The 14,677-nt window shown below is 33.2% G+C and carries 13 protein-coding genes; 9 read left to right on the top strand and 4 right to left on the bottom strand.

All coding sequences use genetic code 11. The features are described from left to right. Positions 1-79: 79 nt before the first annotated feature. On the top strand, positions 80-1,351 hold the full coding sequence (locus tag ITJ86_RS13085; RefSeq protein ID WP_195872101.1) for an NAD(P)/FAD-dependent oxidoreductase: 1,272 nt from the start codon (positions 80-82) through the stop codon (positions 1,349-1,351). Positions 1,352-1,354: 3 nt separating this feature from the next. Here the strand turns inward: ITJ86_RS13085 and ITJ86_RS13080 are convergent, their stop codons facing one another. Then, positions 1,355-2,029, bottom strand: coding sequence for a lysoplasmalogenase (locus ITJ86_RS13080; RefSeq protein WP_195872100.1), 675 nt, complete (start codon positions 2,027-2,029; stop codon positions 1,355-1,357). Positions 2,030-2,189: 160 nt separating this feature from the next. On the opposite strand from ITJ86_RS13080, the gene ITJ86_RS13075 reads away from it, so the two are divergent. Together ITJ86_RS13075 and ITJ86_RS13070 are read left to right on the top strand one after the other, a co-directional pair. Next, positions 2,190-4,388 (top strand): TonB-dependent receptor, encoded by a 2,199-nt coding sequence (locus ITJ86_RS13075; protein ID WP_195872185.1) that lies wholly within the window; start codon positions 2,190-2,192, stop codon positions 4,386-4,388. A gap of 91 nt (positions 4,389-4,479) precedes the next feature. Continuing rightward, a complete protein-coding gene (locus ITJ86_RS13070) occupies positions 4,480-5,211 on the top strand; it encodes an energy transducer TonB (protein WP_195872099.1) in 732 nt (243 codons plus the stop codon). A 130-nt stretch (positions 5,212-5,341) separates the two neighbouring features. Here the strand turns inward: ITJ86_RS13070 and ITJ86_RS13065 are convergent, their stop codons facing one another. Then, a complete protein-coding gene (locus ITJ86_RS13065; RefSeq protein WP_195872098.1) occupies positions 5,342-5,869 on the bottom strand; it encodes a GNAT family N-acetyltransferase in 528 nt (175 codons plus the stop codon). 143 nt (positions 5,870-6,012) lie between these two features. On the opposite strand from ITJ86_RS13065, the gene ITJ86_RS13060 reads away from it, so the two are divergent. The 3 genes from ITJ86_RS13060 to ITJ86_RS13050 all read left to right on the top strand — a co-directional run bounded on the left by ITJ86_RS13060 (position 6,013) and on the right by ITJ86_RS13050 (position 8,019). Continuing rightward, on the top strand, positions 6,013-7,017 hold the full coding sequence (locus ITJ86_RS13060; protein WP_195872097.1) for a sugar kinase: 1,005 nt from the start codon (positions 6,013-6,015) through the stop codon (positions 7,015-7,017). A 199-nt stretch (positions 7,018-7,216) separates the two neighbouring features. Beyond that, positions 7,217-7,372, top strand: a complete 156-nt coding sequence (locus tag ITJ86_RS13055; RefSeq protein WP_195872096.1) for a YqaE/Pmp3 family membrane protein — start codon at positions 7,217-7,219, stop codon at positions 7,370-7,372. Positions 7,373-7,386: 14 nt separating this feature from the next. Further along, entirely contained in the window at positions 7,387-8,019 is a 633-nt protein-coding gene (locus tag ITJ86_RS13050) for an SDR family oxidoreductase (protein ID WP_195872095.1), read from the top strand. Positions 8,020-8,128: 109 nt separating this feature from the next. Here the strand turns inward: ITJ86_RS13050 and recG are convergent, their stop codons facing one another. Continuing rightward, positions 8,129-10,231 (bottom strand): ATP-dependent DNA helicase RecG, encoded by a 2,103-nt coding sequence (recG, locus tag ITJ86_RS13045; RefSeq protein WP_195872094.1) that lies wholly within the window; start codon positions 10,229-10,231, stop codon positions 8,129-8,131. Between the two features lie 270 nt (positions 10,232-10,501). Between recG and ITJ86_RS13040 the strand changes: the two genes are divergently transcribed. The 3 genes from ITJ86_RS13040 to ITJ86_RS13030 are packed head-to-tail and all read left to right on the top strand — an operon-like array spanning position 10,502 to position 14,291. Further along, positions 10,502-12,466, top strand: coding sequence for a M1 family metallopeptidase (locus ITJ86_RS13040; protein WP_195872093.1), 1,965 nt, complete (start codon positions 10,502-10,504; stop codon positions 12,464-12,466). Next, the gene (locus ITJ86_RS13035) at positions 12,466-13,371 is read left to right on the top strand and encodes a patatin-like phospholipase family protein (protein WP_195872092.1); all 906 of its coding nucleotides are present in this window, start codon (positions 12,466-12,468) and stop codon (positions 13,369-13,371) included. The genes ITJ86_RS13040 and ITJ86_RS13035 overlap by 1 nt, the downstream gene beginning before the upstream one ends. 23 nt (positions 13,372-13,394) lie before the next feature. Beyond that, positions 13,395-14,291 (top strand): patatin-like phospholipase family protein, encoded by an 897-nt coding sequence (locus ITJ86_RS13030; protein ID WP_195872091.1) that lies wholly within the window; start codon positions 13,395-13,397, stop codon positions 14,289-14,291. 137 nt (positions 14,292-14,428) lie between these two features. On the opposite strand, the gene ITJ86_RS13025 is transcribed toward ITJ86_RS13030, so the two are convergent. After that, the coding region (locus ITJ86_RS13025; RefSeq protein ID WP_230080305.1) for a hypothetical protein at positions 14,429-14,677 on the bottom strand (249 nt) is incomplete at its 5' end.

Below are 14,677 nucleotides of genomic sequence, written 5' to 3'. Positions count from 1 at the left end.
TTATTTAACTATTATTTTAAAATGTAACTTTCGTCTTCCGAATTTGTATTTTTGCAACTGAAATTTCAATTATTATTTGATGAATATTCCTCAGTCTAACCTACCAAGAGTCGTTATTATAGGAGGCGGTTTTGCAGGTGTGAATTTAGTAAAATCCTTAGCGAATAAAAATGTTCAAGTTGTTTTAATAGACAAACGGAATTACCATACGTTTCAACCGTTGTTATATCAAGTGTCTAGTGCTGGTTTAGAGCCAGACTCCATTGCTTATCCGTTAAGAAAGATAATAAAAAAGCATAAAACTACTTTTTTTCGCTTTGCTGAAGTTGAGCAAATTCTGCCAGAAAACAATGAAATAATTACCTCTATTGGTAATTTAACTTTTGATTATCTCGTTATCGCAACAGGTACTAAAACCAATTATTTTGGCAATGAGGCGATACAGACTAATAGTATGCCAATGAAAACGGTGCCTCAGGCACTTAATATCCGAAGTCTTATTTTACAGAATTTTGAAAAAGCAGCCATCGCAGATTCTAGTGAGGAGCGAGAAGCGTTACTAAACTTTGTTATTGTTGGTGCAGGTCCAACAGGAGTAGAGCTTGCTGGTGCCATTGCAGAACTTAAAAATAATATTTTACCAAGAGATTATAATGACTTAAACCCTGAAGATATGCACATTCACTTATTAGAAGGTGCAGATCGTGTTCTGCCACCAATGAGTGAATTTGCTTCAAAAAAAGCAACTCAGTTTTTAGGTAGATTAGGAGTGAAAACACATTGCAACACCTTTGTAAAACATTACGATGGTACAACAGTGACAACAAATTCAGAATTAAAACTAGAATCTGAAACCTTAATTTGGGCTGCAGGAGTAACAGGAGCACCAATACAAGGATTAAAAGCGGAAGCATTAATAGAACGAGCAAATCGTTATAATGTAAATCAATATAATCAAATTGAAAACTACCCTAATATTTTTGCAGTTGGTGATGTTGCATTAATGGTTACTGAAGCGTATCCAAAAGGGCATCCTCAAGTGGCGCAGCCAGCTATACAACAAGGCCATTTACTAGGGAAAAATATAATGAAAATCATAGAAAATAAACCGTTGAAACCGTTTATATATAAAGATAAAGGATCTATGGCAACTATAGGTAGGAATAAAGCTGTTGTAGATTTAAAACATTACAAATTTGGTGGCTTCTTTGCTTGGTTTATTTGGATGTTTGTACACCTTATGTCTTTAGTTGGTTTTAGAAATCGTGTGATCGTACTCTTTAATTGGACATACAATTACATCAATTTTGATAAAGCAGCACGACTTATCATTAGACCGTTTAAAAAGTAAGATTTAATCAGCTTTTAATTTCAAAATTCCCATTACAATTAAATATTGCGCTAAAGCATAGGTCACCATAATGCTAATATTAGAATAGGCTAGAGGTTCGTAAAATTTATTAAGTGCCAAAATACTATCTGAAATTAGAAAAAATAAGGCACCTAAAAATACAAGACAGTAACTAAGTATATTCACCCTGTCTTTTCTTAAATAAGCTGCAACTGCCATGCTTAAAATCACCAGCATATATAAAATAACTGGCACTAACATAGCTCCTAAATTTCCATTTAAAAAATAGAATAAACTCGCAGCATATATAAGTAGTAATATAATAAATCCAAAAGGTGATTTTTGTTTGTTTCTGTGTTTTAAAAATACAGCAACATAAAAAATGTGAGCGGTTAAAAAAGCGACTAATCCCAACGTGAAAAAGTGTGGTGAGTGGTTTACAAACATTAATAATATATCGCCCAATACCGAAAAAATTAAAGCCAAAAGTGTTGTGTTTTTAATGGCTTTAGGAAGCGATTTAGAGGTTTTTGCAAACAAATAAATAAGACTGATGACTATGGCTGGTTTAGCGATATAATGCAAAGTGTTAAGCGAGGCTATATGTCCTGTTATAAGTTCAAAAAGTACAATGATTAAGAAGAAAATACTGAATTGTTTTTCGGTAGTAGATAACATTTTTAGTCCGTTTTTATTAAGAAGCCTGTTGCTTTGAGTCAAATATATTCAATTCGTCATACAAATAATACAGTTCGGTAAAATAGAATTTTTACAGACTTAAAAATCCTTCAAATTTGTGTCATCAACAAAAAACGAACTTTTAATTGCCAATCAAATTATGACACCACAGAGCCACAGACACAGAACCCACTATGGAACTAAAGTGCGTAGACAACGCATCACAATCATTATTCTATTTTTTACATCACTAGTTGTTGCACAAACTACTATTTCAGGTGTAGTTACCGATCAAAAAAACCAACCGATAATTGGAGCTAATATTTATTTAGAAGGGACTTATGATGGTGATACTTCAGACGATAAGGGTAAGTTTTCATTTTCAACAGATGAAACAGGTGTACAAACCTTAATTATTTCATTTTTATCTTTTGAAACAAAAACAATTACAGAAACGGTTTCAAAACTAAATAATCTTCAAATTAAATTACGAGAAGATGTAGAGTCTTTAGATGCTGTTGTTATTAGTGCAGGTAGTTTTGAAGCTCGTGATAACTCTAAAGTTTCCGTTTTAAAACCCTTAGATGTCGTTACTACCGCAAGTGCTTTGGGTGATTATGTAGGTGCGCTACAAACCTTACCAGGAACGTCTAATGTTTCAGAAGATGGTCGTTTGTTTGTTAGAGGAGGTAATGCTGAAGAAACACAGGTTTTTATAGATGGTATTCGTGTTTTTACACCTTACACACCTACAACTAATGATATGCCTACTCGTGGTCGTTATTCACCATTTTTATTTGACGGTATTACCTTTTCTACAGGTGGTTATTCTTCAGAATATGGTCAAGCCCTGTCTAGTGTGTTACTATTAAATACTATAGACGAGCCAGACCAAGAAAAAACAGATATTGGTATTATGAGTCTTGGAGCTAGTTTGGGAAATACTCAAAAATGGGAAAAGTCGTCTTTGAGTTTTAACGTTAGTTATATTAATATGGCACCTTATTTAGCTGTTTTTAAAGATAGAAATGAGTGGAAAACACCTGTTTCTGCAGCACAAGGCGAAACCGTTTTTAGGCAAAAACTAAACAATGGTAGGTTGAAATTTTATGCTGCTTTTGATACTTCAAGTTTTGAAGTTAATCAAGACGATATAAACAATGCGGATGGAATAGATTTTAAATTGAATAACAATAACTTCTATCTCAATACATCTTATAAAGGTATTTTAGGTGATAGTTGGGCTATCAACTCTGGTGTGAGTTATACGTATGCGAAGAATACAATTGGGATTGAAGCAAGTGATATAAAGGATACAGATAACTCAGTACATTTAAAGTTGAAATTAAAAAAACGTTTCAGCAGTCGTTTTAAGTTAAGTTTTGGAGCAGAACAGTTTGCCACTGATTTTAATGAGAATTATAAAGAGAGTTCAATTGATGAGACCTATGGTTTTGATAATAATATTACTGCCGGATTTGTTGAAGCAGATGTTATTTTCTCAAAAGATTTGGCATTAAAGCTTGGCGTAAGAGCAGATTATAGCTCTATTTTTAAATCCACTGATGTAGCTCCGAGAGCAGCATTGGCTTATAAAAGCTCTAAAAACGGACAATTTTCTTTGGCATATGGTAACTTTTATCAAAACCCAAATAGTAGTATTTTAAAGTTTGAATCCGATTTAAAATCACAAAAAACATCACATTATATTTTAAACTATCAATATGTAAATGATGGAAAAATATTTAGAGCCGAAGCCTACAGAAAAGATTACGATAACTTAATTAAGTTTGATACCGCTTTTGAAGGATTTGATAGTAGTTTTAATGCTTCTGGTGATGGCTATGCACAAGGTCTAGATTTCTTTTGGAGAGATAATACAAGCATTAAAAATATTGATTATTGGTTGAGCTACTCGTATTTAGATACGCAACGCGATTACAGAAATTATACCACTTCTGCACAGCCCAATTATGCCACCAAACATAATTTATCTATTGTTGGTAAGTATTGGATTGACCAATGGAAAAGCCAAGTTGGAATGTCGTATGGGTTTTCTTCAGGGCGTCCTTATACCAATCCAAATACGAATAAGTTTTTAAGTGAACGCACAAAAGCTTTTAATAGTTTAAGTGTGAATTGGGCTTATTTACTTAGTCCACAAAAAATATTGTACTTCTCAGTAAATAATGTATTAGGATTAAAAAATATTAATGGCTACCAATACGCAGACACTCCAGATTATAGCGGTCAGTTTAACAGAAGATCTTTAACACCAGCATCAGACCAATTCTTTTTTGTAGGGTTCTTTTGGACCATTAGCGAAGATGGTACAGATAATCAGTTAGATAACTTATAAATTTTAAAGTGCTGAGTCTGAGTTAAACATGATATAAGTCATAATTTTTTAGTGTATTCATTCTTAAATTTATACTATAAAATTAAACGTCATGGAACTCAAAAAAAACCCAAGAGCCAATGTAGGTCGAAACAGTAGTTTATTTTTTGCTGTTGGCTTAAACGTAATGTTACTCCTAACGTATTTAGGATTAGAACATAAGACTTACGAGAAAGAAGCCGTTAAAATTGATTTGTTAATGCTAGAGGATCAAATTGATGAAGATATTCCGATAACTGTTATTGATGTGTTACCACCTCCACCACCTCCGCAACAACAAGTGGTTACTGAAGTTATTACCATAGTTGAAGATGTTGAAGAAATTGAAGAAACGGTCATACAAAGTACAGAAATAGGACAAGATGATACTATTGATGAGCGTGAAGTTGGTATAGAAGAAGTCGAGGTTATAGAAGTCGAAGAAGATGTTGAAGTGCCTTTTGCCGTGATTGAGAAAGTACCGCGTTTTCCAGGTTGTACAGGGAATAATGCAGAGTTAAAAGCGTGTTTTGAGCGTAAAATTCAAGAGCATTTGCAGAAAAATTTTAGATATCCTGCAGCTGCCGCAGAACTTGATATATCAGGTAAGGTGTATGTGTTCTTTTTAATTGATAAAACAGGAACAGTAACTAATGTAAAAAGTAGAGGACCTGCCCAAATTTTAGAAGCAGAAGCAGAGCGAATTATTAATTTGTTACCTAAAATGGAACCTGGAAGACAACGAGACATGAATGTAGGTGTTCCGTATAGTATACCTATTAACTTTAGACTAGAACAAAATTAGTTTTTGTGATTGTAAAACCTAATGGTGTTAAGTTTTAAATTGATTGAAATGCCATTGTAAGACGTATTGAAAGCATTATTTAAAATGTACTTCTATTCGGCTTGCAATGGTATTTTTTTATTCTTCAAAGTTATTCATATGGGTTTGTCATTTCGTACCAATTACACAAATCGCCTTCATGTTCAAAAGTATCTGTAGCTTGCATACCAATTTTAGAAAGAATAGTGTTAGAGGCGATATGGTTAATATGTGCAGCTGCACCAATCTCTTTGAGTTTTAAATCTTTGAATCCGTAATTTAAAGATGCCAACGCAGCTTCAGTGGCAAAACCCTTACCCCAAAACTGTTCTTTTAGTCTGTAGCCTAAGTCAAAATAGTTAAAGTCTTTTCTCAAGTTATCTTCATATTTAAGACCTGCCCAACCTATGAATTTAGTCGAGCTTTTTTCTATCAGAGCTAAACGACCAATACCATTAGTTTTATATTGTTTTAAAATACTGGCAACCATTGCTTCCGACGCTTCAATAGATTGCACAGGTTTGTTTCCAAGATATTTGTGAACATTTGGGTTGGAATCTAATTCAAAGAAATCTTGAATATCCTCTTCTGTGACTGGTCTTAAGATAAGTCGTTCGGTTTCTATGTTTTTGAATAGCATATTGTAATTTAAGGAGTTCGATGTAAAAAATTAAACAAAATATAGGATAAGTTTATTCAAGTAAATTTAAGTCACTATCTTTTATTTTTCTAAATTTAGAATTAAAATAATTATTTTTAAAGGCCAGTTACAAAAATCAAATTATGAATCAAATTATAACATTCGGTGAAGTTTTAATGCGTTTATCACCAAGAGGAAACAAAAAATTTATGCAATCTAATATTGTTGAATTTTATTTTGGAGGTACGGAATTAAATGTGGCCATTTCATTAGCTAATTTTGGAGGTAATGTAAAACATATCAGTTTAGTTTCGGATGATTTTATAGGTGATACTGCAGTATCTTATGTAAGAAAGTTTGGTATTAGTACATCGTCTTTTGTGCGTTCCAAACGGCCATTGGGTGTTTACTTTTTAGAGGTTGGAGCAGTAATGAGACCGAGCCAAATATCTTATAATAGATCGCATTCATCATTTTCTGAGGTTTTACCAGCTATGGTAGATTGGGAAAAAGCATTGAAAAAGGGGAATTGGATGCACTGGACAGGTATTACACCAGCATTAACACAAGGAGCTTACGACACTTTAAAAGAAGGTTTAGTTTTAGCCAAAGAAAAAGGATTAACTGTTTCTGCAGATCCTACGTATCGCAGCGGATTGTGGAAATATGGTAAAGACCCCAAAGAAACCTTAATAGATTTATTACACTATTCTAATATTTTTATTGGTGGAATTAATGAGATTAATGAAGTGCTCGGAACTGATTATAGTTATTCTAACGACGATTTTATAACAGCGAGTAAACAGTTAATGGAAACATTTCCATCTATTGTAAAGGTGTTTGATAAAATAAGAACAGCTTTAAATGCGAATTCACACAAAATTAGAGCTAGAATGTGGACTGGAACTGAATTTAGGGAAACCGACGATTTAAATATTACTCATATTGTAGACAGAATAGGAACAGGTGATGCTTTTGCAGCAGGCTTAATTCATGGTTTACAACATTACGATGACTATAGAGCAATGTTATTCGCTTGTGCAGCTTGTGCTTTAAAACACACGTATGAAGGTGATGTCAACTACAGTAATGTCGACGATGTTGTTAAGATTATTGAGGGTAATATTTCTGGGCGATTTGTAAGGTAATGAAGTGTTTTTAGTTGCCGTTAGAATTGTATAATGCTTGTATTAGGAACTGTATTATCCTCATTTAGATACGTTCGGTTGTTTGAAATTTCTTCTTAATAGTAATATGGTTTTCAATTTGCGCTAACATAACTATCAAACAAGTTAATGAATTTATGGTGTTTGCTTTAAGTTTGTCGAGAACTTAAAAAGCAAGCAAATGTCTTTACTATCTATAATTCTATCTATTCTATTGCCACCATTAGCAGTGTTTTTAAAACACGGTTTAGGGTCCGAATTTTTAATTAGCCTTTTACTGACCCTTGTTGGTTGGTTGCCTGGAGTGATTTATGCATTTTATGTAAATAGTAAATAAAAACAATACACACCATGGAAAATATATTAGTTGCTGGTGCTTCTGGCACCACAGGAAAACAAGTTGTTAAGCTTCTAAAATCTACGCAATATTTTAATCCAGTTGCTATGGTTAGAAAAGAAGAACAACAAAAACAATTCAAGAAAGAAGGTGTAGAAACCGTCCTTGCAGACTTAACAGAAGATCTAACACATACTGTAAAGGGTATTGATAAGGTTATTTTTGCTGCTGGTTCTGGAGGTAAGAATGTTGTTGAAGTTGACCAAGAAGGAGCAAAACGCTTAATAGCTGTGGCTAAAATGGCAAATGTAAGCCGTTTTGTGCTCCTTAGTTCAATGGGAGCGGATAAGCCAGAAGAATCAGAAGCGTTAAAAGACTACTTACGAGCAAAACAAAATGCAGATGAACACCTTAAGCGAAGTGGATTAAAGTATGTTATTGTTAGGCCAGGAGCTTTAAATAACAAGGAGGCTAAAGGCACTATAGAATTAAAAGAAAAATTAAATAAGCGAGGAGAAATTAGCAGAGCAGATGTAGCTCAAACGCTTGTAAAAGCACTAAATGATGATGCTCCGTATAATTCTACTTTCGAAATTTTAGAAGGTGATACAATTATCAGTGAAGCTCTAAATGAATTGAAAAATTAGAAAAAGAAAATTACCCGTTGGATAATTGATTAGTAGCGCGAAAAGAGCTACTTTATTACAAAGTGTCTCTTTTTATTTTTAGATAATCTAAGTTATAACTTAAGAGAGCTTAACTTATATAATTCCAAATATTACGATACTTACTCATTTGTCTATAGGTATGAAGAATTACTTTATGATCAGGCGAAATCAAGCTAGGATCTAGTTTAAGAATGTTTTTAGCGTAATAACGCGATTGTTCTAAGATGTCTTTATCTTTTACGATGTCTGCAATTCTCAGGTTTAAAACTCCACTTTGTTGCGTTCCCATAATGTCGCCTGGACCTCTTAGTTTTAAATCGACTTCAGCAATTTCAAAGCCATCACTACTTCTAACCATGGTTTCTAATCTGGTTTTACTGTCTTGGCTTAGTTTGTGGCTGGTCATTAAAATACAATAACTCTGTTCAGCACCACGACCAACGCGTCCACGCAATTGGTGTAATTGTGATAAGCCAAAGCGTTCTGCACTTTCAATAATCATCACAGAAGCATTCGGTACATTAACTCCAACTTCAATAACAGTTGTTGCAACCATAATTTGAGTTTCACCTTTTACAAAACGCTCCATTTCGTAATCTTTATCTGCAGGTTTCATTTTACCATGCACAATTGAGATGTGATAATTTGGCATTGGGAATTCTCTTGAGACACTTTCATAACCATCCATTAAATCTTTATAATCCATTTTTTCGCTTTCTTGAATTAATGGATACACAATATAAATTTGTCGACCTAAAGCGATTTCATCTTTCATAAATTTGAAAACTTTCAGTCTGTTACTGTCATATCTATGAACTGTTTTTATGGGTTTTCTTCCGGCTGGTAATTCGTCAATTACAGAAATATCTAAGTCGCCATAAACCGACATTGCTAAGGTTCTTGGAATAGGAGTTGCGGTCATCACTAAAACATTAGGAGGTAGCTCATTTTTGTGCCATAATTTACTTCTTTGTTTTACGCCAAAACGGTGTTGTTCATCTACAATTGCGAGGCCTAAATTTTTGAATTTCACCTTATCCTCAAGAAGTGCATGTGTACCAATTAAGATTTGTAAATTACCATTTTCGAGATTTTGATGAATTATTTTTCTGTCTGAAGTTTTAGTTGAGCCAGTTAATAGTGATATACTGATTCCTAATGGCTTGCATAGCTCTTGTAATCCTTGGTAGTGCTGTACTGACAAAATAGCAGTTGGCGCCATTAAACAACATTGAAAACCATTGTCAAGTCCCATGAGCATTGACATAAACGCAACTATGGTCTTGCCAGAGCCCACATCTCCTTGCAAAAGGCGATTCATCTGCGCATTACTACCTAAATCATTTCTAATTTCTTTTAAAACACGCTTCTGTGCATTGGTTAATTCAAAAGGTAAATGATCTTTGTAAAAGGTGTTAAAGTAGTCTCCGACTTTATCAAAAGTAAAGCCTTTTATTTTCGATTTATGAATAAGATTTTTAATGATTAATTGAAGCTGAATGTAAAATAATTCTTCAAATTTTAATCGAAATTGAGCTCTTGCGAGAAGCTCTGGAGTCTTCGGAAAATGAATATTAAAAAGCGCGTCAGATTTTGAAATTAATTTTAAATCCGTCATTATAGAAGCTGGTAAAGTTTCAACAAACCTCCCTTTAGTTTCTAAAAACAATTGTTGCATAATATTAGTAACAACCTTGTTTGTGATTCCCTTATTTGATAATTTTTCGGTAGAAGGATAAATAGCTTGCATTGCAGATCGCAAATTGCGTTCGTGTTCAGATTGCAATTCAATTTCGGGATGTGGCATGCTGAATTTTCCAGCAAACCAATTGGTTTTTCCAAAAATCACATAAGTTTTACCGGTTTTTAGACTTTCACGTATCCACTTCTGACCTCTAAACCAAACGAGTTCCATCATTCCGGTGTCATCTCTAAAATCAGCAACCAATCGCTTGCCTCTTTTTTGAGCAACTTCCCTAAATCCTGTGATTTTTCCAATAATTTGAACTTCGGCGTTGTTGCGTTGTAGTTCATTAATTTTGTAGTACCTAGTGCGATCTATATACCGATTTGGAAATAAATTTATAAGGTCTTGATATGTCTGAATACCCAACTCTGAGCGCAATAAATCTGCTCGGTTTGGACCAACACCTTTTAGATAATCTATGGGAGTTTGTAAATTGACACTCATAGTTGCGAATTTACCAAATTCCTACGAATGCAGGAATCTCTTTTTACTGTCATTCTGAACAAAGTGAAGAATCTCAATAAATAAATCTTGGTGTTGTCATTACTACGAATAGAGTAATCTATTTTTTGTCACTTCGAATGTTTTATGAGGGACGAGCAAATTGTATCGAGAAGTTATTGGTTCTCGAAACAAAATTTGAAAAAACAAATTTCACTCGAACTGACGAAAGAAAAGTTGTATTTTAGTCTCATTCTTGCTCAAATCTTATTTATGAAGAATTTTTTTGTTGCCTTTTGTATTTTTTTTACGAGCTTATTTTTTGCTCAGCAAACGGATGATGTCGATTTTTTAAGTGCTACTGCTAATATTGAATTTGAGGCAGACTCAACACGTGTATTTGGTAATGTTAATTATCGATTTAAAATGTTAAAAGATGCTGACTCAGTTAGTCTTGATGCGATTAATATGAAATTCGATAGAGTTGCTTTGGATGGTTCGTCTTTTGAAAACTATGAGAACAATCAAAAAAGAATAATTTTTAGGAATACGTTTAAAAAAGATGTCATTTATAATATCTCTTTTGATTACGATGCAAAACCTAAAAAAGCGATGTATTTCATGAAACGTGATAATGATAACCAAATCTGGACTCAAGGTCAAGGGAAATACACGAGTAACTGGCTACCAAGTATTGATGATGTTAATGATAAAATTGAATTCGATTTGTCATTAACGTATCCTAATAACTATGAGGCTTTAGCTAACGGTAAATTAATAGAAAAACAAATTGGAGATTCATTAACAACTTGGCGATACGACATGCAAAAACCAATGTCAAGTTACCTAGTCGCAGCAGTCATAGGCAAATACAACAAAAAAACAGAAACGTCAAAAAGCGGTATTCCTTTAGAATATTACTATTATCCAGAAGATTCCCTAAAAGTTGAACCAACATACCGTTATACAAAACAAATGTTCGATTTTTTAGAGGAAGAAATTGGCTTTGCGTATCCTTGGCAAAACTATAAACAGGTGCCTGTTCACGATTTTTTATATGCAGGAATGGAAAACACAAGCCTTACTATTTTTTCGGATGCTTTTGTGGTGGATAGTATTGGTTTTAATGATAAAAATTACGTCAATGTTAACGCACACGAATTGGCGCATCAGTGGTTTGGTGATTTGGTTACTGCGACATCTAGTGAGCACCATTGGCTGCAAGAAGGTTTTGCAACCTATTATGCGCTTTTGGCAGAACGCGATGTTTTTGGTGATAATTATTTTTATTACAAACTTTTAGAATCCGTAATTGCGTTAAGTCAACAAGATCTTTCCGGAAATGGAACCTCACTTTTAGATCCAAAATCGAGTAGTTTAACCTTTTATCAACGAGGAGCATGGGTTTTACACGTTTTAAGAGATAAGGTTGGTGATGCTATTTTTAAAAAAGCAGTTAAAAATTATTTAGAAAAGCATCAATTTACTAATGTTGAAACGTCCGATTTTATTGCTGAAGTTGAAAAATTATATGGACAATCCTTATCTCGTTTTGTGAATTATTGGATTAAAAATAAAGCCTTTCCTTACGATGAAGCCTATACAATTCTAAAACGTCAATCTACTTTTATCAATGAGTATGCAATGGTTGATTGCGAAGCCAAATCATCAAAGTGCGAAGAATACCTTAAATATTATGTCTCAGATGAAGCAAAAGTGAAGGTTGTTTCGCAAATGCCATCATTGGTAACATCAGATGTATTTAAAAACAGTTTAAAGGTGAGGCAAGCCATTTCAGAACATGTCACTAAAATTCCGGAAGCACTGAAAGAAGACTATGAATCTTTATTAGATGATAAGTCTTATGTTACCATAGAAAACGCCTTATATAATCTTTGGGTTAATTTTCCTTTAGAACGTTCTAAGTACCTTTCAAAAACAAGAAAAGTAATAGGCTTTAAGGATAAGAATGTGCGTATGTTGTGGATTGTTTTAAATTTAAATACACCGTATTACGACGCAGATAATAAGCAGGAATTGTTTAATGAGTTAGTCGGTTATACAGATGAAACGTATAATGCAGATGTAAGAATTAAGGCTTTTAATTATTTAGATTTAATCAAATCTTGTAATGACATCTGTCAATCTAATTTAGAAAAAGCCAAATCACATCACAACTGGAGATTGGTTAAATTCGCTAAAGAGCAATCCGAAAAACTTGAAAATAAAGTCGATTAATGAGAGCGTTAGTAATATCTGGAGGTGGGAGTAAAGGTGCATTTGCAGGTGGCGTTGCGCAATATCTTATTGAAAATAAAAAACATAAATACGATTTGTTTATTGGAACTTCAACAGGAAGCCTTTTAGTATCTCATTTAGGTCTAAACAAAGTCGAAAAAATAAAACAAGTCTATACCAGTGTAAATAACGGTGACATTTTTGATAATTGTCCTTTTATTATTAGAAAGAAAAAAGGTGTAGAAACTATAGCGATTAATCATTTTGCGGTACTTCTAAATTTATTGAAAGGCCACAAGACTTTTGGGTCGAGTCTCAATTTGAAAAAGCTCATTAAAAGAACGCTAACAAAAGACGAGTTTTTGATACTTAAAGAAAGTGCTACTGATATAGTGGTTACGGTTTCAAACTTATCGCTCAATCAGGTGGAGTATAAGTCTATTAATGATTTTGATTACGATGAATTTTGCGATTGGATTTGGATGTCGTGCAATTACACACCATTTATGTCTTTAGTAAAGAAAAATGGTTGTGAATATGCAGATGGCGGACTTGGTGTAATGGTACCAATTGAAGAAGCTATAAAACGCGGAGCAACTACAGTTGATGCCATTATTTTGCAAACAGAAGTATCGCAATTAAATAGAATGCCATCAACCAATGCGTTTTCATTATTAACTAACATGTTTGCGTTTATGTTAGATAGAATAGAAAATCAAAATATTAAAATAGGTAAGTTTGTGGCTTCAAATCAAAATGCTATCATTAATTTTTATTATACTCCAACGGTTTTAACGACCAATTCACTGGTTTTCGATAAAGATAAAATGACGAGATGGTGGCAAAGTGGATTTAACTATGCGTCTTTTAAAGATGAAGAAGTGAGTCCATTAGAAACAGAATAAATCAATACTAAATTTAAAATTAAATGCGAGCATTAGTAATATCTGGTGGTGGAAGTAAAGGAGCTTTTGCTGGTGGTGTAGCACAATACCTAATAGAACGCGAAAAACATAATTACGATTTGTTTTTAGGAACCTCTACAGGAAGTTTATTAGTCCCACATTTAGCCGTTAACGAAATTGGAAAACTCTACGATATCTTTACCAACGTACAGCAGCAAGATATTTTTAGTATAAGCCCGTTTGTACAGCACAAAAAAGGAGACAGAGAGTACGTATCTATTGATTTTGTTAATTCGTTATGGCAGTTTATTAGGCGTAAACGTACATTTGGAGAAAGCAAAGCACTTAGAAAAAACATAAGAAAAAATGTTACTTATGAAGAATATCAGCGCATAAGAAAAGAAAAACACGATGTTGTTGTAACAGTTTCTAACTTGTCTATGAATCGTGTTGAATATAAATCGATACAAGAGTGTTCTTATGAAGAGTTTTGTAATTGGATTTGGATTTCGTGCAACTATATTCCATTTATGTCGCTGGTAAAAGTGGATGGCTATGAATATGCTGATGGTGGTTTAGGATCTGTAATTCCAATTAGAGAAGCCATTCAACGTGGTGCCACAGAAGTAGATGCTATTGTTTTAGAAGCTGAAACTTTAGGAAAGCAAAAAGTATTGGGTAAAAATCCCTTTTCACTAATGATTAGTTTGTTTGGGCACTTATTAGATCAGGTGGAGCGAAATGATATTCTTATCGGAAAATTAGCAGCGCGAAATAAAAACGTAAAACTAAATTTATACTACACACCAACAAGTTTAACCGAAAACTCACTGATTTTTAGTAAACGATTAATGGAAAAGTGGTGGAATGAAGGCTACGAATATGCGGAGCGACGACATGAGAAAGGAAACAAGCGTTAAGTGGCATTTATTCAATTTTGATTGTTGTTTGATTAAAATTATAAAAGTACTTTAGTCAAAACTTAATGGGTTTTTACTTGTTTTTTACTACAGTACTTTGTTGTGCAACGTTGTTTTTTTCAAATTGATATTTTTTATCATTTATGCAATTGTTTTAAATAGCGTTGTTCTTTAATAGTGCTTTTAACAATAATAGCAATAACAACAATAAGAGAAATAACTCCTGAAATTAGAATGTAAGTGTAAAACCCTTTTGAAAAGTAATCCTTAAAGTAAGGTAGTAGCAAATAAAATCCAAATATATAAACTGCAATACAGATTGGTGTAATAACAAAGTTTATCATTTGTCGAGCTTTATAATACTTTTTCAGATAGGCAAAGTAAGA

The sequence above is a fragment of the Winogradskyella marina genome (assembly GCF_015645385.1).
Lineage (GTDB): Bacteria > Bacteroidota > Bacteroidia > Flavobacteriales > Flavobacteriaceae > Winogradskyella > Winogradskyella marina.
Note: the sequence above shows the minus strand (reverse complement) of the source record. Positions and strands in the feature narration are given on the sequence as shown.

Bases quoted from the DNA above. Each gene is read 5' to 3' on its own strand.
- ITJ86_RS13065 (WP_195872098.1), bottom strand. From the start codon at position 5,869: ATGCTATTCAAAAACATAGAAACCGAACGACTTATCTTAAGACCAGTC.
- ITJ86_RS13060 (WP_195872097.1), top strand. From the start codon at position 6,013: ATGAATCAAATTATAACATTCGGTGAAGTTTTAATGCGTTTATCACCA.
- ITJ86_RS13030 (WP_195872091.1), top strand. From the start codon at position 13,395: ATGCGAGCATTAGTAATATCTGGTGGTGGAAGTAAAGGAGCTTTTGCT.
- ITJ86_RS13085 (WP_195872101.1), top strand. From the start codon at position 80: ATGAATATTCCTCAGTCTAACCTACCAAGAGTCGTTATTATAGGAGGC.
- ITJ86_RS13070 (WP_195872099.1), top strand. From the start codon at position 4,480: ATGGAACTCAAAAAAAACCCAAGAGCCAATGTAGGTCGAAACAGTAGT.
- ITJ86_RS13080 (WP_195872100.1), bottom strand. From the start codon at position 2,029: ATGTTATCTACTACCGAAAAACAATTCAGTATTTTCTTCTTAATCATT.
- recG (WP_195872094.1), bottom strand. From the start codon at position 10,231: ATGAGTGTCAATTTACAAACTCCCATAGATTATCTAAAAGGTGTTGGT.
- ITJ86_RS13040 (WP_195872093.1), top strand. From the start codon at position 10,502: ATGAAGAATTTTTTTGTTGCCTTTTGTATTTTTTTTACGAGCTTATTT.
- ITJ86_RS13035 (WP_195872092.1), top strand. From the start codon at position 12,466: ATGAGAGCGTTAGTAATATCTGGAGGTGGGAGTAAAGGTGCATTTGCA.
- ITJ86_RS13055 (WP_195872096.1), top strand. From the start codon at position 7,217: ATGTCTTTACTATCTATAATTCTATCTATTCTATTGCCACCATTAGCA.
- ITJ86_RS13050 (WP_195872095.1), top strand. From the start codon at position 7,387: ATGGAAAATATATTAGTTGCTGGTGCTTCTGGCACCACAGGAAAACAA.
- ITJ86_RS13075 (WP_195872185.1), top strand. From the start codon at position 2,190: ATGACACCACAGAGCCACAGACACAGAACCCACTATGGAACTAAAGTG.